Here is a 20,938-nt window from a genome sequence, read left to right on the forward strand (position 1 = left end):
GAGCAGCTAAATTTGATTAAAAAATTAGGTAAAATTAATTTTAGAGTGCTAATTTAAGGCTTTTAGTGTAAAAAAAGACATATTTTCTTAAATTTATTCCAAATCAACTTATTGAGAGGTTAAAAAATAAAATTTGGCTTCGCATTTGTTTTAAATGAAGAAAAGTAGGTTTTATATTTCTATAACTTTTCAAATACAGTTTTGTTATTTTGAATATTAAGCTACTTGATGTGTACTTAAACAAACTGCTCATATTCTCATAATTATCCCTACATTATTTCATTTTTATCTAACAATAATCTCATGAAAAAAATAACTTTATTTGCTGCTCTTATTTTTTGTTTTTTTGCCGTAAGTGGCTTTGTCTTTTTTTCTAAAAATGAAGTAAAAGAGGAAATAACAACACTAGAAACAACTAAAAAATCTAAGATTGAATGGCTTACTTTTGAAGAAGCTATGGAAAAATCAGCGCAAGACAAAAAACCTGTTTTTATAGATGTTTATACAGACTGGTGTGGTTGGTGTAAAAAAATGGACAAAAACACATTCCAAACTGATGAAGTAGTAGAATATGTAGCCAATAATTATCATGCTGTCAAATTAGATGCTGAAAGTGAAGATGCAACTTCATTTGACGGACAAAAACTAACTTATAGACAACTTTCTGGTGGAGTTTTCAAAATCACAGGTTATCCTTCTATTGTTTTGATAAATAATAAAAAAGAAGTTGCTGTTGCCCCTGGTTATAGAGAAAAAGACAACTTCATAGAAATGCTTGAGAAATTTAAGGCAGAAACAAAATAGTATTTATACTAAAATAAAATCTAAACAGTTTTCTATTAAATTTTATTCATAAATCAAGTAATTATGAGCATAATTTAGAAAACTGTTTTTTTTTGATTAATTTGGCATACACATTTGTTAATTCCTCTTGTCATTTAATTTTTATTTATACAGATGTATGAAAAAAACAATATTTTTCTGTTTGTCTAGCTTCTTAGCTATTTTACTTTCTTTTTTATCTATTAATTTTATTCTTGCCCAAGATAATACCAAGGACAACACCAAGAAAGAATTAGTAATAAAAGGAGTTTATCATGGAACAAATCTATATATCCAAAATTCTTCTACTTCGGATACTGAATATTGTGTAAAAGAAATCTTTGTTAATAATAAAGCCGTAAAGTTTCCTGCAACAACAGCCTTTGATATTAATATGTCCTTTCTAAAAATTAATGATGAGGTAGTAGTCAGGATAATTCATACAGCAAGTTGTACTCCAAAAGTTCTCAATCCACAAGCCATTAAAGATAGGCTTCCATTTCGCTTTTCTTCCATACATGTAGATATGAATACAATGGTTTGGGTAACAAAAGGAGAGAAAAAATTTGGACAGTTTTTTATTCAGATAAAAAATAATCGTACTTGGATAGTCGAAAAGGTAATTAGCTGTAAAGGAAGCGCACAACAAAATGTATATACATTGCCTCTTACACATCGTGGAGGAGAAAATATTTATAGGATAAAATACTTAGATGTAACAGGTAAGTATTATTATTCACCTGAAATTAAATTTGTGTCTGAAGGAGAACAACAAATTAGCTTTTATCCCAAAAGTGTAACAAGCCGTATTACTTTTTCTCGTTCTACTAATTATCAAATATTAGATAATAATGGAAAATTGGTTTTGGAAGGAGACGGACTTACAGTAGATTGTTCCAATTTAACTTTGGGTGCTTATTATTTGCTTTTTGAAGGACAAGAAGAGCGTTTTTTTAAGAAGTAATTACAATTTTATAGAACCGATAATCCTACTTTAATAGTTTCTCTTAATTCTTCTTTGTTTGGGTTTGTCTTTCCTACTACTTTCAAACCACTATAAAACATAAATAAAAAAGAAGCAATAGATTGTACATTTTTTTGAGGCTCTATTTCTCCATTTGCTATTCCTTTATTGAGATACTCTACAAAAAAACCTTCAAACTCTTTTTTATTCTGTATAGCAATTTCTAATATATTATCATTATTGGGAATAAGTTCGCTCATGCAATTAATAACAAAACAGCCTTTCTCCTGAACATTTTTTTCTCCTAGAATGGCTAGTAAAAATAAGTTTTTTAACCCTTCTTTTACTGACGATTGATTATTTAAAAAAGATTGTATAGCTTCTTTGTTCTGATTTCTATAACTCTCCAATGCCTTATTAAATAATTCTTCTTTTCCTCCAAATGTATCATAAAGACTGGCTCTATTTATTTTTAAATGATTAACTAAATCTTGAATAGAAGTAGCATGAAAACCTTGTTTCCAAAACAAATTGGTTGCCTTAGTTAGTATTTCTTGTTCTTCAAATTGTTTTTTTCGTGCCATAATATATACTTAATTAATCTCTATCCTTTATTTAATTCTTTCTATTCTATACAAAAACGTTCCTATAGTAGTAGTATATAGGAACGTTAAATCAATTCAAAAGTTTTTCATTTACTAGAAAGTAGATATATACTTCAATTTTTTATTTTGTTTTGATGCTACTCAAGAGTTTTAAACTTTGTGGGCTTTGATAATCATATTGATACAATCCATCTTTTCCTATCAGCATTAAAATATTTTGATGAGCAATTACATCATATCCATTGATTGATTCATCAGAAGCTATTTGTTCTACATTTGATGGATTGGTGACATCAAAAACTTTCAAGCCAGCATCTCCATCACACACAAAAAGCATTTTGTTTGTATAATTTGAATTTACACCTAAACCATATGGATTTGTCATGGCTTCTGTATTTATTAAAGAAGGATGTGATAAATCAGAAATGTCTATTAGATGAAGTTCGTTTACACCATTTCTGCAATTTGTGCCATCTCTAAGTGTTACATAGGCTGTATTTCCCGAAACTACAACAGGGTCACAACTTGTAATATGCTCATACGTAGAGATAAATTTAGGCTGACTAGGCTCATATAAGTCATAAATGTGCATTCCTCGTTGTGAACCAATAAATAAGTTAGCTCCATACGGAAAAAGTGTTTCTATTCCCCATCCTAATTTTATCTCACTTTTCATTTCTGGAGAAACAGGATTCAGAATAGAATATGACTTTAGATTATCTCCATTGAGTGTATAAAGATGATTTTGAGTAATAGCAAAACGAGCCATCGAACCTGCAATGCCCGAGTTTAAACCTTCACGATGTTGATCATATTCTAAATACTCATTATTATCATTACAGTTGTAATTGGCAACAACTTCTGTTTCTTTCCAATCTACTACAATTCCATAATTAGGGTCTGCATAACCATTATTTCCAAAAATTTGATTTGAAAATGTATTTTCTATTCTTTTGATAAGTTGAGGACTTGTAACTGTATTAATATTGATAACCAATAAATCTGTATAACTATCAGCATACAAAGTATTACCAGCAATAGCAATATCTACATTTCCAATAATATTTAAGAAACCAACCTGAATAGGTAAAGAAGGATTAGAATTATCAATAACATGAATACCTTTATTTATTTCATTGACAAATAAATAATCATTATAAAAATATATTTTGCCTACTTTATCTAAAGAACGGGGACTTTGAAGTTCCACAGGAACACTTCTAAACTCATCATAACTCATAAAAATAGGTTCGTAAGCAGTATAAGAATAGCTACAGTCGTCTCGCTCACAACTAGATAAGAAAAAAACAGAAAAAATAGCAATAAAAAAATAAAGACTAGAGAGACTGTATTTAGGAATGTAAGAGGGTATTCTATATAAAGTAAATTTGTGATACATAGCTTTAGAGGGAAATTATTAGATATAGATTAATGGTAGTATTAATGTGTGTTTAATCAGAATTTTGGGGAAATTCACAAGGGTAAAAAGAAATTTTTTTAAAATATTCTTTCTATTTGTCTTTACGCAAACTTTTACTAAAATGCTGCATCAATAAAGTAGATTAACTAAGAAAATAGAAACTAAAATTAAAATTTTCTATGTTAAGAAAGTCTAAAAATACAGAAAACAAAAACCTTATTTTGGAACGAACGTTCTGAAATTATATCTCACATTAAAATTGTTTTTATTTTTTATTTAATTTTCAAATCAAAAAAGTTATGAGTAACTCATTGTCAGGAAAAATAGCAGTTGTTACAGGTGGAAATAGTGGAATTGGTTATGCCACAGCAGAAGAATTCTTGAAACAAGGTGCAAAAGTAGTCATCACAGGTAGAAATGCTGAAAAAGTAGAAAAAGCTGCAAAGGAGTTAGGTGTAGAGGGAATTGTAGCTGACCAAGCCAACCTTTCTCATCTTGATTCTTTGGTAGAAAAGGTAAAAGAATTACATGGCAAAGTAGATATTTTATTTGTCAATGCAGGCGTTTTTATTCCTTCTTATCTAGGACAAATTACAGAAGAAGTATATGATAATCAAATGGACATCAACTTCAAAGGAGCTGTTTTTACACTTCAAAAATTTTTACCTATTTTGAGTGAAGGTGCATCTGTTATTAATCTTTCTTCTGTAAATGCATATACAGGAATGCCGTCTACTATCATCTATGCAGCTACAAAAGCTGCTCTCAATTCTTTCACAAGAACAGCAGCAGCAGAATTAGCTTCTAAGAATATTCGTGTCAATGCTATAAATCCTGGTGTTACTGAAACTCCTATTTTCAATAAAACAGGAATGAATGACGAACAGGTAGCTGGTTTTAAGGCTTCAGTAGTAGATGGGATTCCACTCAAAAGAATTGGTACTTCAGAAGGAGTTGCCAAATTAGTTACCTTTTTAGCTTCTGATGATGCTTCTTATATTACAGGTTCTGAATATAATATTGATGGTGGAATGACTCTTATCGGTGCGTAAAAGTTTGAAGGTATTTGTTTAGGCAGATTAGACAAATACCTTCTATTTTTAGAAATTACCATTTATCAGAATACAAAACTTCTCCATTCTGATTGTAATAATAAACGATTACACTTCCATTTTTCAGATAATCTAAGCGAGCAAAGCCATAGTTAGAATAAGCAAAAAAAGCATTCTTGTCTTTTTTATAGTTTCTACTTACAAATGTCTTCTTCGAACCTGCACCACTATTGATTTGTCGCCAATTTTTTTTCGGACTTTTTTCATTGAATCTATGATATTGAAGCGTGTGTTCGTGTCCACAAACATAAACTAAATTCGGATGTTCCTCAAAAATTGAAGATAGTTTTTTTTTCATATCTTGATATCTAGGATTCGAAATATCTTGTTCTGAAAAACCTGCTTTTCGCATCAAAACATAAGCTGTACCCAAAATAGGTAAAGGAATATACAGATTTTTCTTCAAATCTACCAAAGGAAAAAGATGAGGACGCAAAGGAAATTTACCCCCATGCGAACTCTCACTTTCTAACAAATGATGTGCTGCAACAATTACTTTTTTATTCTTATTTTGAGAAATAATACTATCCAAACGAGTATAAATCTCTTCATTTGTTTCTAATTCACAGTCAGATAATTTATTTTTCTGAATTAAATACTGTGTATCTAAACAAATCAAAACTACACTGTCTGACAATTCAAGAACTGATGGCGTACTACAACCATTTTTTGGTAAATAATTATATCCTTTTTGAGTGATATAATTTTGCTCTTCTATTACAAAGGCTTGTTTTTTATTTATTCCCCAATCGTGATTTCCTGATACAAAAATGATATTTTTTTTGTTGTGATTTTCTATAATTTTGAGTTGAGAATCAATATGTTTTTCAGCTTCTTTTCTTTCTTCAAGTAATTTTGGATTTCCTTTTATTTCATTCTTAGGAATTAATCCATAAGGATAAATATTATCTCCCAAAAAAATCAAGGCAGAAGAAGGATTTTGAGCTAATTCTTTTTTTAGAGATAAAAAAATAGGCGTAAGTGAATCGCTATTTCCTGCATCTCCTAACAAAAAAACAGTTTTATCAATTTCATTTTTAGTATAATCAATAGAAAAATCAGAAATAGGTAAAAGGTTAGAAGCACTTTTACAAGAAAAAAGAAAACTACACAGAAAGTAGAAAAAGTAAAGACGAAAGTTGGGTTTTAAAAACAAGAAGATTTTATTAGTTTAGTAAATTGAAAAATTGAAAACAGTTAAATCTATATATTTCAATTTTGTTTTAAATATTTTTTGAATAAAAAAGCCTGATTTTAAATTTTCATTAAGAATTTAATCGAAAAGCGTACTATTCATTTGCTTTTTGTCAAAAAAATAAGAATATTGTTTGTATAATCGTAACCACGACTTAAAATAACCCACAACAAAAAAATAAATTATCGCATTATGGAAGCAATTTGGAAACAGCATTATCCAAAAGGAGTCAGAAAAGATATTAATCCAGACCAGTATAATTCATTGATAGAATTAATTGAAGAAAGTATAGAAAAATATGGAGATAAAATAGCCTATATTCACATGGGTGTAGAAATGACTTTTAAACAAATTGGTAATTATTCAGCTAATTTTGCAGCTTTTTTGCAAAATGAAACTAATCTAAAAAAAGGAGATAGAATTGCGATACAGATGCCAAATGTAATGCAATATCCAATTGCGCTTTTTGGTGCTATTCGTGCAGGTTTGGTTGTTGTCAATACAAATCCACTTTATACAGTTCGTGAAATGGAACATCAATTTACGGATGCTGATGTAAAGGCTGTGGTTGTTTTGGCAAATTTTGCTGATAGCATTGAAAAAGTATTACCTCATACAAATATCGAAACAGTTATTGTAACAGAAGTAGGTGATATGATGGGCATTTTTAAGCGTTCGCTTACTAACTTTGTAGTAAAACGTGTCAAAAAAATGGTTCCTTCTTATAGCCTTCCTCGTGCAATTCCTTTCCGTTATGCACTTGCAAAAGGTAGAAAATATCCATTTACACCTATAAAAGTAAAGAGTTCGGACAACGCATTTATTCAATACACGGGAGGAACAACAGGCGTAGCAAAAGGTGCAGAACTGACACACAGAAATGTAATTGCAAATGCTGAGCAGATAAAAGAATGGATGAAACCACTTGCTAGAGAAGGGCAAGAGGTAGTTTTGACTCCTCTTCCAATGTATCATATTTTTTCTCTGACTGTAAACACATTTATTTTCTTTGCATATGGTTGTAGCAATGTTTTGATTACAAATCCTAGAGATTTGCCTGCCTTGATTAAAGAAATGGCTACTCATAAGATTACAATTATGACAGGTGTAAATACACTTTTCAATGGACTTGCAAACCACCCAGATATTAATACTGTTGATTTTACACGACTTAAAGTAGCTGTTGCTGGTGCAACTGCTGTACAGAGTGCAGTAGCCAAAAAATGGAAAGAAGTTACAGGAAACTCTTTGGTAGAAGGTTTTGGTCTTACAGAATGTTCGCCTGTTGTGAGTTGTAATCCTGTTATTGGAGGAGTACAAATTGGAACAATCGGAATGCCTCTTCCAAGTACAGAAATAAAACTTATTGATGATGAGGGTAATGATGTAGAAGGATTTAACAACCCAGGGGAGCTTTGTGTAAAAGGACCTCAAGTAATGAAAGGATATTGGCAAAAACCTGACGAAACTTCTAATTGTTTGAGTGCAGATGGTTGGCTCAAAACGGGAGATGTAGCAGTTTTACAAGAAGATGGTTTCCTCAAAATTGTGGATAGAAAGAAAGATATGATTTTGGTTTCTGGTTTCAATGTTTATCCAAATGAAGTTGAAGATACGATTGCAATGTATCCTAAAGTGATGGAAGTAGCTGCAATCGGAATTGAAAATGAGAAATCTGGAGAAGCTGTAAAAGTATTTATTGTCAAGAAAGATGATTCGCTTACAGAAGATGAAATCAAAAAATACTGCAAAGAAAATATGACAGGTTATAAAGTTCCTAAATATTATGAATTTAGAGAAGAGTTGCCAAAATCAAATGTAGGAAAAATATTGCGTCGTGTTTTGAAAGATGCAGAAAAAGAAAAAGCAGCAAATGTCTAATCTTAACAGTATCATATTATAATTTTGAAGAGCGATGCAAATCTATTTTGTGTCGCTTTTTTTATAAAAATAATTATTAATTCAAGTAAGAAAATATTAATTATTTTTTTTATTTTTGTCAAAATAACTCATATATATTTATACTTACAACAATGAAATTATTAATTATAACATTTTTAAGTATCTTGTTTTTGTTTACAAATACTAATTTAGCATTTTCTCAATGGAATGATACCTCTGTGGACACTATTTTTTATTCTTATGAAGCAGGAGAAATTACACTTCGTTCAGAAGCTGATTATTATAGAGTAATAGAAAAAATCCAAAAAGATTGGGAATATAGAGAATATTATATGAATGATGTTTTGAAGTATAAAGGCACCTATTCTGATAAAAAGCTTTCAAAACCAAAAGGTTCTGTTTACAAATACGATGAAAAGGGAGTTTTAAGAGAAGAATACAAATTAAATAAAGATAATACTAAAGAGTATGTACAAATTTATTCGAAAGAAGGAAAGCCTCTTTTGGAAAATGGAAGTGCTTTTGTTACAAGTGATGATGGAAAAGAAGGAACATTATATAAAGATTACAAAGTTGTGGAAAACTATACAGTCAATGAAGAGGGTAAAAAAATATATCTTAGAACAGCAGGAGAATCAGCCATGAATAAAACTGAAATAGAAAAATTTTACATACACATTTCTAATACAATGAATTATCCTTTAGAAGCTAGAAGAAAAGGAATACAAGGACGAGTATTTGTACAATTGATTATTGATGAAACAGGGAAGGTACAAGACACAAAAGTTTTAAAAGGAATTGGAGGAGGCTGTGATGAAGAAGCATTAAAAGCTGTAGAAAATTATACCGAATGGAAGGCTGCTACAAATCATACAGGAGAAAAAGTAGCTGTTAAAATTAATATTCCAATTGTTTTTCGCTTAGATTAAATAATTTAATACTCCATAAAAATAAGCACTGTCTCAAATAACGAAGGTTTTTAACTAGTTATTTGAGATTTTTTGTAGTGTAAAACTCTTCAAAAGTTCCCACCAAAATCAAAGAAAGTAGCATTAAAGAAATTCCACTCACAATAAAATTACCTACATGAAAACTCTCTTGAAAGTAATACAGAAAAATAAGTCGAATAGAAAACAGAAACACAAAACAACACAAAACAGAAAGCCAATAGTTGAAGGAAATAGGATAAATATTTTTTGTGTTTTGAGGTAATTTATAAATCCATAAAGCAATACAAATCCCACCTAAGAGCGTACTCAAATGCTGTAAAATCTTAAAAACAGGAATAGAATAGAAAATAGTTTTTGTTTGTAAAACAGAAAAAAGTTCTACAAAAAATCCATAATGATGGGTAAATCCATCCCAAAAAAGATGAGAAAAAGCTCCCAAAAGCAAAGAGGAAATCACAACTAGAAAATGCTTTTTGAAATAATCTATAAAGTCAAAACCTAAGCAATCATTAAAACGAGTTTGCAGAAAAAAAGGAAGGTTTTTGAAAAGTGATTTTTTTACAAGCAAATGAAATACAAAACAGAGAGCAATCCCCAAAGGTAAATCAAACCAAAAAACACCAAAAAGAGTATGCGAAAAATCACTACGCACCCTCAAACGCAAAAAATATTCAAAATCAGGTGTTGTACTTCCAATAATAAGAGCCGTCAGAGAAAAATAACGTTTCCCAACAAAACCGAAAGGTAAAATGATTGCAGGGTGTGAAAATGTGAAGGGCATTTATAAATTTATTTTTCGTAATTAATTTTGAAATTTATAAATTTACTTGCTTTATGCAAATAACTATTGGTTAGAAATCAATATATTTATCTACGATTAATGAAATTTAAAGAAAGTATCTCAATTATGCCATACCCTACCTACAATCACCCTTTTACATCTGAACTTATAAACCATAAAGATGAACTTCCAAAAGAAAAAATAGATGAGGGATTAGCTCTTCCTCGTCAAACTTTTATTGAAGATTTAGAAAATTTTATAACTGATTTACAAACTAGAAGAAATGACTACTATCAAGATAATGATTATAATTTGAATTTTCTCATTTATGCGTTGGGCTTTTTATATGTTTTGGAAGCAAAGCAAAGTTTTCCTAAAATTATTGAAGTTTTGGAAGAAGATGAGCAATTTATAGACTACTGGTTCGGACAATTTGTAGAGCCAAGTTATGTGACATTTCTAGCTTATCCTATATTTAAAGATGATTTTGAGACACTATTAGAAATTATAGAACACAACAATCATAATTATTTAGTAAAAAGTGGATTAATAAATATTCCTGCTCAAGTAGCTATTAATGAAACCAAAAGAAGAAAAGAAGCTATTGGTTTTTATGAAAAATTGATAGATTTTGTTTTAAAACAAGACAGGGAAAACCCATTTTTAGAAGGATTTGAAGTAGATGCCTTAATACATTCAGTTTTCTTAATAGAAGGAACAGAGTTAAGAGAAAAAGTTTTGAAACTTCACAATGAAAAATTGACTGATGAAGAAATATGGGATAAAAAATCAACGTTTAAAGAATTTCAGAATTTTGATTATTCTATAAGAAGCGACAAAAAAATAAATCTAGATCTTACTCCCTACGAAATATTTGACAGGTTACTAATAGGCTTTTTTACTTATCCATTGAATGAAGAAGAGCAAGAAAAAGTGAAGAAAGATTTTAGAGAGTCAGCAGCAAATAATGGATTTGTACTAGATGAAGATGATCAAATAATAGAAACAGATCAGCCTCGTAGTAGTTACGACCCAAAAACCAATAAACCTTTATACGGACGCAACGACAAAGTAACAGTCAAATATGAAGACGGAAAAGTAGTAGAAAATGTAAAATACAAAAAAGTAGAAAAAGATATAAAAGAAGGTAAGTGTGAAATAGTAGATTAAATTTACTTTAGAAAAAAAATCAAATTCAAAAAAAACTAATCAATATATAAAATGAAATTTTCATCAAAAGCAAAATCTTCTTTAACCGAAAAAAGAGCTAAAGAAGTAGAAGAACTAAATATTACAGAAGAACCAATTTATACATTCTCTGTAACCCCTCAAATAAAAAGAGATTTAGTAAAAGCACGTATGTATGTGGAGAAAAATAATAAAAAAGGTATATTTGAAATAAAACAATACATAAAAAAATACCCTCATGTAAATACTTTTTATAACTATCTATCAAATATGTATCGTTTGCAAGACAGAAAAGAAGAGGAATACGAAATCTTAAAACTAACCATTAAGAAATTTCCTACTTATGTTTTTGCGAATTTGAGTTTGATGAATTATTATCTCTCTGAAGAAAATATAGAAAAATTGGATGATATGTTTAATGGAATAGATAATATTCAAGATTTTTTTCCAAACAAAACAGTATTTCATGATTCAGAAATAACAGCTTTTTATTCTACTTATCTACATTATTTAGCCTATAAACAAGAAGAAGAAAAAATAAAAGAAGTATGGAATATGTTAGAAATACTAGCTACTGAGTATGATGGTATTGAATACAAATTACCTACAATCAAATCCATATATTCTTATACTCTTATGAATACAAAAATGTTAGGAATTACTAAAAGAGTAGATAGTATGATAAGTATAAAACCTACAAATACAAGCTCTGTAAAAGAAAATGATAACGCATCTCAACCTACATTCAATCACGAAGAAATAAATCAACTTTACATAGTTGATATTGAAGAACTCACAAAAGAGAAAATTGATATGTTTTTAAGTCTTCCTAAAAAGACATTTATTGAAGATTTGGAGATGGTTTTGGAGGATATTCAGACAAGAAAAAAATATTTTTATAAAGGCGATGTAAATTATTCTTTGCCTTATTATGTACTCACTTTATTATCTGTCTTAGAAGCAAAAGAGAGCGTAAATAAAATGCTTAATATTTTTAGACAGGATAAACGCTTTATTGAGTTTTGGTTTGGCTTTTATTTAGAACCTTCTTATATAGGACTTATTTTTTATAAATTTTTTAGAGATGATTTTGAAGGTATTTTTGAGTTTGTAAGAGAAAAAAATAATGAATATGGAGCTAGAGCAGGCTTAATTAATATTCCTGCACAAGTTGCACTTGATCAACCCACTAGAAGAAAAGAAGTAGTAGATTTTTATGAAACTCTAGCTGATTTTTTTATTGATAACAAAAACGATAAAGAAATAATAGACCACAACGCAATAGAATATTTAACACATGGAATAAAAACTATTGAAGGAAAAGAACTACGTGAAAAAGTTCTTGAATTGGATAAAGCAGGGTTGGTAAATGATTTTTTAGATGGAATAGATGATATTTTAGAAGAAATTGATGCACCTTTTTATTCTACTATGCAAAGTGAAAAAATAGACATTACTATGTCTGTTTATGAGATATTTGAAAAGCTAAAACAACAAAAAGAGTTCTTTCTACCAAATACAGAAGAGGAAGAAGAAAGAGCAAAAGAGCATCGTAAGAAAATAATGGAAAAAATAGAACCAAATAGTAGGGGGATTGAAGGGTTGAAAGAACTATTATCAGGCGTAGGTAAAAATGAAGACAATGATAGCCGTGAAGTAAAATCTGCTTCTTCTAATCCTTATCTAAACAAACCAACTATCTACCAAAGAAATGACAAAGTAACAGTCAAATATCAAAATGGAAAAGTAATAGAAAATACCAAATATAAAAAAGTAGAAAAAGATGTAAAAGCTGGTAAGTGTGTTATTGTCTAATTTAGATTTCAGAAAAAATAAATTCCAAATTTTAATATGCTCGTCTTACTTCTTTTTGCTTGTCTTTTTATTTTGCTTCTAAAAGGCTATCCTGTTTCATTTACTTTGGGAGGAGTGGCTGTTTTGTTTGGAGTTTATCTTTTTGGCTGGGATTTTTTCAATCTACTTCCTCTTCGCATCTATGGAACAATGACAAATTTTGTCTTGATTTCTGTGCCTTTATTTGTTTATATGGGCGTGATGCTTGAAAAATCAGGAATTGCAGAACGGCTTTTAGAAACAATGGCTTTGCTTTTGGGGCGTTTGCGTGGTGGACTTGCTATTGCTGTTGTGATTGTGGGTGCGCTGTTGGCTGCTTCTACTGGCGTTGTCGGTGCAACTGTCGTAACAATGGGACTTTTAAGCCTTCCCACAATGCTAAAACGAGGCTATAAACCCGAACTTGCAACAGGAACGATAGCTAGTGCAGGAACTTTAGGGCAAATTATTCCTCCAAGTGTTGTGCTTGTTTTGCTGGGAAGTGTAATGAATGTTTCGGTGGGTGATTTATTTATTGGTGCAATTGTACCAAGTGTTTTGTTGGTGGCTTTGTACATTTTATATATCTTTTTTACTGCGTGGAAAAACCCAAAATCTGCTCCTGCTATTTCGAAAGAAGAACTAAAAGAATTTAATGACAAACTCACTTTTGGGTTACTTTTTAAGGCTTTTGTGTTGCCAATGGTATTGATTTTATCGGTTTTGGGTTCTATTTTTTCTGGAATTGCCTCGCCTACCGAAGCTGCTGGTGTGGGCGCACTCGTTGCAACTATTTTGACGGCTTTTGAAGGGAAATTAAATCTCAGAATCATTAAAGAAGTCAATAAAGAAACGATGTATCTTACCTGTATGGTTTTTATTATTTTGGTGGGAGCAACTGCTTTTGGACTTGTTTTTCGTGGAATGGGAGGCGATAAAATTCTGATAGATTTGATTGAAAGTTCGAATCTTAGTCCGTATGGATTCTTAGTATTAGTAATGATTTTGGTTTTTATAGCAGGATTTTTTATTGATTTTATAGAAATTGTCTTTATTTTTATGCCTGTCGTAACACCTATTTTTGCAGCCTACGGAATGGATTTGGTTTGGATTGCCATTTTGGTTTCGATGAACCTTCAAACTTCTTTTCTTACTCCCCCTTTTGGTTTTTCATTGTTTTACCTCAAAGGTGTTGCGCCACCAGAAATCAAAACAGGACATTTGTATCGTGGAATTATTCCCTTTATTATCATTCAACTTTTTTTGATGACTTTAATTATTTTATTTCCTCAATTAGTGAGGTTGTTTTGAAAATGTGGAAACATAAAAAAACGAAAATAAGAGTCTGTTCAAATAGATATAATGAATACTCTTTTTTCCGATATGGATTACTAGAAATCAAAAAAATACTCAATAATCCAATGAGTAAAGAAACTAAATTCAATCAGAAAATTAAAGTTTTGTCAATGGAGTGAGGAAATTTTTGTAAGGTCATTTTTAGTAAATTTCATTTTATAGAAAAGATGAAGATAAAAAAAATCCATTAGAAAATAATTTTTCTAATGGATTTCTATATAAACAAATTTCTTTTGCATTTAAGCAAGTAAAGTAATTATGCTTCTTCTTCCGTTTCTTCTTCTGCACTAGTGTCCATACCACCACCTGTACGAAGTGTACGAGGAATAGTAACAGTTGCAATAGAAACTAAAGGACTATTCATAATTTCATACGGACGTTCTCCGATTTCAGAAAGTTTGATAGATTTTCCTAAGTCTAATTTTGCTACATTTACTTCAATAGTATCTGGAAGGTTAGCTGGCAATGCTTTAACTTTAAGTTTACGCATTTTCAAAACCATACGACCACCTTTTTGCTCACCTACAGAACGACCAATAAGTTTTACAGGAACGTCGATTTTTACAGGCTTATCTTCTTTCATTGCAAGAAAATCAACGTGCATCATTACATCACTTACTGGGTGAGTTTGATAATCTTGAACGATAGCATTATAAATGTCACCTTCGATATTCAACTCAACTGTATGTACTTTTGATGTATAAATCAAGTCACGGAATAAGATATTTGGCACATAAAAGTGTTTGTTATCTCCTCCTGTTCCGTACAATACACAAGGAACATAGCCTTCTAAACGCAATAAATGAGCAGCTTTTGCTCCCATTTGATTTTCTTTTCGGTAATAACCGATGATTTCTAAAGATTTCATTTTTTGTATAAATTAAATTGCCTAAAGACGATTGCCGACCGTCTCATAAAAATAAAGATGCAAAGTTCCTCTTTTTTTGTCAGATAACCAAACTTTAACAAGCGAGAATTTTAGAATAAAAAACGAAATTTGAACTTTTATCAAATCATAATTGTAAAATTTTCTACTAACTTATCATTCAAATCAATACAATTATGAAAATTGCTTTATTTGCAGACCTTCATGGAAGAATTTTGCTTTCCTTTAAACTCATAAAAAGACTAGAAAGAGAACGAAATATAAAAATAGACCTAATTCTTCAATGTGGAGATTTAGGAGCTTTTCCCAATCCGTCCAAATTAGACAAAGCTACATTACGACACGCAAGAAGAGAACCTTCTGAACTCGGTTTTTATCATCATTTTACCAAAAAAAATAAAAAGGTAGAACAAGTTTTAGATAAGGTAGAAGCTACCATGTATGCTGTAAGGGGAAATCATGAAGATCATGAGTTTTTAAATAACTTAGAGGAAAAATCTGTTGAGTCATCTTTTCCTATCGATATTTATGAAAAAATTAGAGTCTGTAAAACAGGTCATTTACAAACCTTTCAAAAAGATACTACAGAATTAAATTGGATAGGAATTGGAAGAGTTGGGAGCAGAAAAATATCACAAAAACAGCAAGAAAAATATATTCAACCCTATGAGATGGATGCTCTGAATAAATTACATTCTCAAAAATCCAAAAAACAAATTGATTTGCTCATTTCTCATGATAGTGCTTTGCATTTTACAACAAAAGATTTTGGAATGCAACAAATAAGAGATTTTCTGACAAGACATAAACCTTTATATCATTTTTTTGGACACACAGGTCAGCCTTTTTCACTTGTAGAAGATGAAAATAATTTTACACAGTCTTGTAAAATAAAAGAGTTAGAGTTTGAAAATGATGGTTCGCTTGCCAAAAACTCATTTGTAGTGTTGGATTGGAAAACAAACACAGATTTTGATTTAGAAGTAATTTCAGATAAATGGATTAAAGAATATACTAATCATAGTTGGGAGTATTTGTAATTTGATTAGATTCTGAATCATTCTGACAAACAAAATTTATTAAATGAGGAAATAATTAGTAAATTAGGCAAAGATAATTTTTTGCTTGTTGTAGCTATTTTGAATTTCTCCTATTTTTTATTTCCTATTTCTAGTTGTATGAAATTTCTGTCTTCCTTTATTTTTTCAAATTCATTTTTCTTTATATTACTTTTTAGCTTTTTATTAGGTACAGCCTGTACGCCTGATAAAATGGAAGAACCTCCAAAAGATTTGGAAAAGTTTATTAAACGTAATGTTTTTCATTCTGATACACTACTTCAAAAAATATATGATGCTGCTAACCGAAGAGATGCCGAAACGGTAGCTACATTTTTATCTCATCCACAAGAAAAATATAGAAAACATGCTGCTCTTACTTTTGCTTCTCTGCAAGATAGTAGCTTTCTGATGCCTTTATTGGAATTATTAAATGATGAAAAATCGTCTGTTCGCCAAGCTGCTGCCACATCAATTGGACAGTTTTGGGCAACAAGTAGTGAAACCTTATTGCTAGAAAAGACCACTCAACTACAAGCGAGTGGAAACTATGATGTAAATGTTCAGCAGCGACTTTTGGAAGCTATTGGAAAAAGTGCAACCCAAAAAGGATTGCAGTTTTTAGCTCTTAAAAATTATGAAAATGATACTCTTAGAGTAGGACAAGCTATCGGAATTTATCGTGCAGCAACCAAACCAAAAGTAAACGAGCGAGTAATTTCAGATTCAGCTACACTTTTAATGCTTGATTTCCTAACTCCTCCTAAGCAAAATTATACAGTTCGTTTGATGGCTTCTGCTTATTTTGCTCGCCTTGGCGATAAAATAATTCCTAAAACAGAAGCTGATTCTATTCAAGAAAAAAAACAAAGTGATTTCTTTGAAATACTAAAAAATAAGGCTGATAATGATTCTCAACTTTTTGTGCGTTCGAATGCTACTCAAGCTCTAGGAGCAATAAAAACAAAAGAAAATGAAGATTTCTTAATTAAAATCTTAAATAAAACAGCTGAAAATTATCTAGTTAAAATATCAGCTATTCGTGCACTTGGGCAGTTTGATGATTCTCCAAAAATCAAAAAAGCAATTGGAAATTATATCAATGCTAAAAATCCAAATCTTCAAATTGTAGCTTCCGAAACCCTCAAAAACTTGGCTCGTCTGACAGACTATAAACTATATTTGGAATGGATAGAAAAAACAAATAATTATAGAACTCGTGCAAACCTTTTTGCAGGAGCAATCAAAACTGAAAGAAAGGAAAATATAGCTTCTCAAAAAGCAATTTCTGTGTTGGACTCTTCTCAAAATGTCTATGAAAAAATGGTTTTGTTGCAAGCTCTTTCTGAAAATCTTCAAAATATGGATTTGATTTTGGACACACTTCAAACCACACAAAATCACCTCTTAAGAACAGCAGCAACTGAAGCTATTTTTAATGTTTCTACAAAGTTTTTGTCAAATTCTGCTCAAAATATTTCTTCAAAACAAAAAGAACAATTAAGCAAAGGTTTTGAATTTGCTATCAAGTCAGGCGATGTAGGAGCAATGGCATTGGCCGCTAATGCATTAATGAATGAAGATTTTAAGAAAATATACAAGTACAAAACGAGTTCTCTAACCAAACTGCTTACAGAAGCAAGAAAAAAATTAGAACTACCCAAAGAAATTGAAACCTATCAAGAAATCAGTAAAACAATAGAGTTCTATACAGGTAAAACAGCTCAAAGTCCACCACCTCCACCTACCAAAGAAATTGATTGGAAACTCATAAATACTTTGAATGCTAGAAATTCGATTATTTTGAATACAAATAAAGGAGAAATAATAGTTTCTCTTTTTACAGAAGAAGCCCCTGCAACAGTAGCCAGTTTTGTAACTCTAGCAGGAACAGGATTTTTTAATCAAAAGAAATTTCATAGAGTTGTTCCTAATTTTGTAGTACAGGGTGCAGACCCAAGAGGTGACGGTTGGGGAGGTATAGATTATACTATTCGCTCTGAATTTTCAACTTTCTATTATGATGATGAAGGATATTTGGGAATGGCTTCGGCAGGAAAAGATACAGAAAGTTGTCAGTTTTTTATTACACATTCACCTACTCCACATTTAGATGGACGTTATACCATTTTTGGAAAAGTAATAAACGGAATGGATGTAGTACATCAACTAGAAGTAGGAGATTATATTGAAATGGTTAGTTTTTGAGTTGAATCCAAGAAAATCAAAAAAAGCAAAACAAAAAAAGCAATTATAAAGGCTGTAATTGCTTTTTTTGAGAATTTGTTCTAGAAAATTGTTTAAGAATGGGGATTATAGGTGTATTTGTTGGTGTCGCTACGCTAAAACACCAACAAAGGCTGTGTTATTTTTCCATAGAACTGGGTTTGCAAACCCAGTTCTATGGAAAAATGAAATTCTGTCCCTGTTCTGTCGCACACAGAACATATTTTTTCTATTCTTAAACAACTTCTAATTTTTATTTGAAAACTAAGCTGCTAATGACAATTGTCTTTCCAATAGATTTTTCTTATTTAAGAATAAAGACTGATTGAAAAGTTCATAATAAAAACTGTAGGCAGCAAAAAGAAGTCCTAGAGGAGTTTCATAATAATGATTATGGTCAAAATAAATCCATTCTTGAGACAGATAATCTTCTAATTGTTTTTTGTTTTGAGCTGTGTAAACATCTAAAAGGTGAGGTTCTTTTTCTACAATTTCTTTCAAACGAGAACGCATTTTTCGCTCTTCAAAACGAAGTTGTGCCATGTGTTCTTCAATTTCATGAATTTCTAATTGCTGACCAATAAATTGTGATTTTTCTAAAAGAGCTTTATGAAGTAATTCATCAGCTTTCTTTATTTCATTTCTTTCAAAATAATTTTCATACAATTCTTTCAAAACTGTATCATTATTATTTGCTTGAGCTTTTTTATAGAAATAAATAAAAGCATTTTCTTCATTTTGTTGAATTAGCTTTTTGTTGGCTTGCGCTTCATCTTGCAATTCTTGTAAAATAAGTGGTGCATGTTTGACTGGATATTTTATTCCTTCAAAATCAAAAGTTTTGAGCTTGATTTGCTTATCAATAATAGCTTCCAAAATCAGGCAATCATTTTCTAATCCTTGTTGTTTTCGGATAAGCTCTGTATTTTTTTCATTGAAAATATCTTCTAACTCTGTATTTTCAGTAATCAGGACTTTTGAAGAATTCGAATTGATTCGATCAATAATTCTTTCCATATTAAATTCTGAAATATCTTTTGAGTTATAAAAATCGTTGTAACGCTCATCAAAAGAATACTTTTGTTTGTAGGCAGAATATTCTTCTTTGAAATTTTCTAAAGAAAGTAGTTTTGGTGTCTGAGAAAATTTTACATCTGCAAAAATATCTTTTGTAAACTTATCTTGCCATTTCTGAGCATTCTCAAAAATACTCCATGCTGTATCTAAAGAAGGTTCTGCATCAAAACCCAAATCTTCTAAATGCTGTACTCTATCGACTGTACTTGGATGCGATTCCCATTGATTTTCAATAACTACCTTACTTCTATCAAATTTATTCAAACTCTCCTTCGTAACAACAGGCAAATTATTTTCTATATCAAGATGACTTTCTTTAGCCAAATAATTCATTAAATAATGATGTTGAGGATAAATATTTTCAGCTATTTCTTCTTTGGCGATTTGTTCTTGATAAAAATTGATTAAAGATTGAAGTGCGTCACTAGCCAATTGAAGACGTAAAAGTGAATCTATCAAAGGTTTTGAACCGACCACAGATGCAGCAATTTGATCAGCTTCAAACTCCATTTCTCTAGAAAGTTCCATATAACGAACATTGACAATGCCGTACATTTTTTGAAGAATCCATTGAATTCCTGTAATAATTGTGATTCCTATCCAAGCACAAATCGCAAAACCCCACCAAAAATTTGCCCAGCGTTGTACTAAATTGCTATACGAAGTATTGTCATAAAGCATATTATAAATTACTTTATTTACATTATAAACATAACTTCCTACTTTTAATGTTTTCTGACTAAAATGTCCGAATTCGTGAGCCAAAACAGCTTTAAGTTCAGTTTCAGTTACTGCATTGATTAATCCTAGACCAATTTGTAGATTCTTTTTGGTAGGAAAAAACATACTCCAAAAGCTAGAATCGTAAAAAACAGCAGCATTTACATCTCTAGTCAGATAAACTTTTTTAGGAAAATCGGTGCCTACTTCTCTAGTCAGTTCTCTAATTAAAGCAAAAAGACGAGGTTCTTCATTTTCTTTAATTTCTATCATATCCGAACGATCAACTTTGACACGTTTGAAAATAAATTTTATTAAGAAAAAGAAAACCAAACCTCCAATACTAGCCAATCCTATTCCTAGAAATAACGTAAAAAAAGAAGGCCGCATAGCAACAACTCCTATTCCTGCAAATCCAAAACCTATAGTAAGGGCAAAAGAAAGGGAAATAAGTAACAAATAAATAAATAAAAAGAAACCAATTGCCAAAAGTGTTTGCTTGGCTTTGTGTTCGACCTCTATAGTTTTCATAATGTATAAATAGACTGTAAAATAAGAAGAGTGGAAGTGATGATGATAAATGTAAGTGCGTATATTTTTACAAATATAATTATCTATTTCAGATAAACTTACTTACATCAAATAATAGTTCGAAAAATTAGATAAAAAAAGCCTTAGTAATTTCAAAATTACTAAGGCTTTAATTCAACTTTTTCATTTTTGCACAGACTGGGGGAAGTCTGTGATACGTAACTTGCTATTGTTGGTGTTCCAACCATAGCCGTAAGGTTAAAATTCTTATTTTAACTCTGTTCCGATAGGAACTTCATATTGGTAGAATTT

At 30.3% G+C, this 20,938-nt stretch carries 16 protein-coding genes; 10 read left to right on the forward strand and 6 right to left on the reverse strand.

What is annotated here, in order from left to right:
• The first annotated feature begins 303 nt into the window (after positions 1-303).
• Positions 304-804 carry a thioredoxin family protein gene (locus V9L04_RS14045; protein WP_338790449.1) on the forward strand — a complete coding sequence of 167 codons (501 nt, stop codon included), beginning with the start codon at positions 304-306 and terminating at the stop codon, positions 802-804.
• A gap of 157 nt (positions 805-961) precedes the next feature.
• On the forward strand, positions 962-1,786 hold the full coding sequence (locus tag V9L04_RS14050) for a hypothetical protein (protein WP_338790450.1): 825 nt from the start codon (positions 962-964) through the stop codon (positions 1,784-1,786).
• Between the two features lie 8 nt (positions 1,787-1,794).
• Here V9L04_RS14050 and V9L04_RS14055 read toward each other — a convergent pair whose 3' ends face one another.
• Positions 1,795-2,370: a TetR/AcrR family transcriptional regulator gene (locus tag V9L04_RS14055; RefSeq protein ID WP_338790451.1), complete on the reverse strand. Its 576-nt coding sequence runs from the start codon at positions 2,368-2,370 to the stop codon at positions 1,795-1,797.
• A 142-nt stretch (positions 2,371-2,512) separates the two neighbouring features.
• Positions 2,513-3,790: a hypothetical protein gene (locus V9L04_RS14060; RefSeq protein WP_338790452.1), complete on the reverse strand. Its 1,278-nt coding sequence runs from the start codon at positions 3,788-3,790 to the stop codon at positions 2,513-2,515.
• A 320-nt stretch (positions 3,791-4,110) separates the two neighbouring features.
• Here V9L04_RS14060 and V9L04_RS14065 point away from each other — a divergent pair, with 320 nt between their 5' ends.
• Complete coding sequence (locus tag V9L04_RS14065) at positions 4,111-4,863, forward strand: glucose 1-dehydrogenase (RefSeq protein WP_338790453.1); 753 nt, start codon at positions 4,111-4,113, stop codon at positions 4,861-4,863.
• A 55-nt stretch (positions 4,864-4,918) separates the two neighbouring features.
• Here V9L04_RS14065 and V9L04_RS14070 read toward each other — a convergent pair whose 3' ends face one another.
• Positions 4,919-6,079 (reverse strand): metallophosphoesterase, encoded by a 1,161-nt coding sequence (locus tag V9L04_RS14070; RefSeq protein ID WP_338790454.1) that lies wholly within the window; start codon positions 6,077-6,079, stop codon positions 4,919-4,921.
• Between the two features lie 231 nt (positions 6,080-6,310).
• Here V9L04_RS14070 and V9L04_RS14075 point away from each other — a divergent pair, with 231 nt between their 5' ends.
• Positions 6,311-7,999, forward strand: a complete 1,689-nt coding sequence (locus V9L04_RS14075; RefSeq protein ID WP_338790455.1) for an AMP-binding protein — start codon at positions 6,311-6,313, stop codon at positions 7,997-7,999.
• Between the two features lie 152 nt (positions 8,000-8,151).
• Positions 8,152-8,949, forward strand: coding sequence for an energy transducer TonB (locus V9L04_RS14080; RefSeq protein ID WP_338790456.1), 798 nt, complete (start codon positions 8,152-8,154; stop codon positions 8,947-8,949).
• Positions 8,950-9,007: 58 nt separating this feature from the next.
• On the opposite strand, the gene V9L04_RS14085 is transcribed toward V9L04_RS14080, so the two are convergent.
• Positions 9,008-9,751, reverse strand: coding sequence for a DUF4184 family protein (locus V9L04_RS14085; RefSeq protein ID WP_338790457.1), 744 nt, complete (start codon positions 9,749-9,751; stop codon positions 9,008-9,010).
• 126 nt (positions 9,752-9,877) lie between these two features.
• Here V9L04_RS14085 and V9L04_RS14090 point away from each other — a divergent pair, with 126 nt between their 5' ends.
• The 3 genes from V9L04_RS14090 to V9L04_RS14100 are packed head-to-tail and all read left to right on the forward strand — an operon-like array spanning position 9,878 to position 14,083.
• Entirely contained in the window at positions 9,878-10,921 is a 1,044-nt protein-coding gene (locus V9L04_RS14090; RefSeq protein ID WP_338790458.1) for a DUF1186 domain-containing protein, read from the forward strand.
• 51 nt (positions 10,922-10,972) lie between these two features.
• A complete protein-coding gene (locus V9L04_RS14095; protein WP_338790459.1) occupies positions 10,973-12,754 on the forward strand; it encodes a hypothetical protein in 1,782 nt (593 codons plus the stop codon).
• A gap of 36 nt (positions 12,755-12,790) precedes the next feature.
• Positions 12,791-14,083: a TRAP transporter large permease subunit gene (locus tag V9L04_RS14100; RefSeq protein WP_338790460.1), complete on the forward strand. Its 1,293-nt coding sequence runs from the start codon at positions 12,791-12,793 to the stop codon at positions 14,081-14,083.
• Positions 14,084-14,384: 301 nt separating this feature from the next.
• On the opposite strand, the gene V9L04_RS14105 is transcribed toward V9L04_RS14100, so the two are convergent.
• Positions 14,385-14,996, reverse strand: a complete 612-nt coding sequence (locus V9L04_RS14105) for a 50S ribosomal protein L25 (protein WP_338790461.1) — start codon at positions 14,994-14,996, stop codon at positions 14,385-14,387.
• 194 nt (positions 14,997-15,190) lie between these two features.
• On the opposite strand from V9L04_RS14105, the gene V9L04_RS14110 reads away from it, so the two are divergent.
• On the forward strand, positions 15,191-16,054 hold the full coding sequence (locus tag V9L04_RS14110; protein ID WP_338790462.1) for a metallophosphoesterase: 864 nt from the start codon (positions 15,191-15,193) through the stop codon (positions 16,052-16,054).
• Between the two features lie 138 nt (positions 16,055-16,192).
• Positions 16,193-18,280, forward strand: coding sequence for a peptidylprolyl isomerase (locus V9L04_RS14115; RefSeq protein ID WP_338790463.1), 2,088 nt, complete (start codon positions 16,193-16,195; stop codon positions 18,278-18,280).
• A gap of 282 nt (positions 18,281-18,562) precedes the next feature.
• Here V9L04_RS14115 and V9L04_RS14120 read toward each other — a convergent pair whose 3' ends face one another.
• Positions 18,563-20,626 carry a M48 family metallopeptidase gene (locus V9L04_RS14120; protein ID WP_338790464.1) on the reverse strand — a complete coding sequence of 688 codons (2,064 nt, stop codon included), beginning with the start codon at positions 20,624-20,626 and terminating at the stop codon, positions 18,563-18,565.
• Positions 20,627-20,938 lie beyond the last annotated feature (312 nt).

It is taken from the genome of Bernardetia sp. MNP-M8, assembly GCF_037126285.1.
Lineage (GTDB): Bacteria > Bacteroidota > Bacteroidia > Cytophagales > Bernardetiaceae > Bernardetia.

Excerpts from the sequence above, each read along its gene's own strand:
- V9L04_RS14060 (WP_338790452.1), bottom strand. The coding sequence starts at position 3,790 with ATGTATCACAAATTTACTTTATATAGAATACCCTCTTACATTCCTAAA.
- V9L04_RS14115 (WP_338790463.1), top strand. The coding sequence starts at position 16,193 with ATGAAATTTCTGTCTTCCTTTATTTTTTCAAATTCATTTTTCTTTATA.
- V9L04_RS14120 (WP_338790464.1), bottom strand. The coding sequence starts at position 20,626 with ATGAAAACTATAGAGGTCGAACACAAAGCCAAGCAAACACTTTTGGCA.
- V9L04_RS14090 (WP_338790458.1), top strand. The coding sequence starts at position 9,878 with ATGCCATACCCTACCTACAATCACCCTTTTACATCTGAACTTATAAAC.
- V9L04_RS14065 (WP_338790453.1), top strand. The coding sequence starts at position 4,111 with ATGAGTAACTCATTGTCAGGAAAAATAGCAGTTGTTACAGGTGGAAAT.
- V9L04_RS14080 (WP_338790456.1), top strand. The coding sequence starts at position 8,152 with ATGAAATTATTAATTATAACATTTTTAAGTATCTTGTTTTTGTTTACA.
- V9L04_RS14085 (WP_338790457.1), bottom strand. The coding sequence starts at position 9,751 with ATGCCCTTCACATTTTCACACCCTGCAATCATTTTACCTTTCGGTTTT.
- V9L04_RS14105 (WP_338790461.1), bottom strand. The coding sequence starts at position 14,996 with ATGAAATCTTTAGAAATCATCGGTTATTACCGAAAAGAAAATCAAATG.
- V9L04_RS14100 (WP_338790460.1), top strand. The coding sequence starts at position 12,791 with ATGCTCGTCTTACTTCTTTTTGCTTGTCTTTTTATTTTGCTTCTAAAA.
- V9L04_RS14075 (WP_338790455.1), top strand. The coding sequence starts at position 6,311 with ATGGAAGCAATTTGGAAACAGCATTATCCAAAAGGAGTCAGAAAAGAT.
- V9L04_RS14095 (WP_338790459.1), top strand. The coding sequence starts at position 10,973 with ATGAAATTTTCATCAAAAGCAAAATCTTCTTTAACCGAAAAAAGAGCT.
- V9L04_RS14050 (WP_338790450.1), top strand. The coding sequence starts at position 962 with ATGAAAAAAACAATATTTTTCTGTTTGTCTAGCTTCTTAGCTATTTTA.
- V9L04_RS14045 (WP_338790449.1), top strand. The coding sequence starts at position 304 with ATGAAAAAAATAACTTTATTTGCTGCTCTTATTTTTTGTTTTTTTGCC.
- V9L04_RS14110 (WP_338790462.1), top strand. The coding sequence starts at position 15,191 with ATGAAAATTGCTTTATTTGCAGACCTTCATGGAAGAATTTTGCTTTCC.
- V9L04_RS14055 (WP_338790451.1), bottom strand. The coding sequence starts at position 2,370 with ATGGCACGAAAAAAACAATTTGAAGAACAAGAAATACTAACTAAGGCA.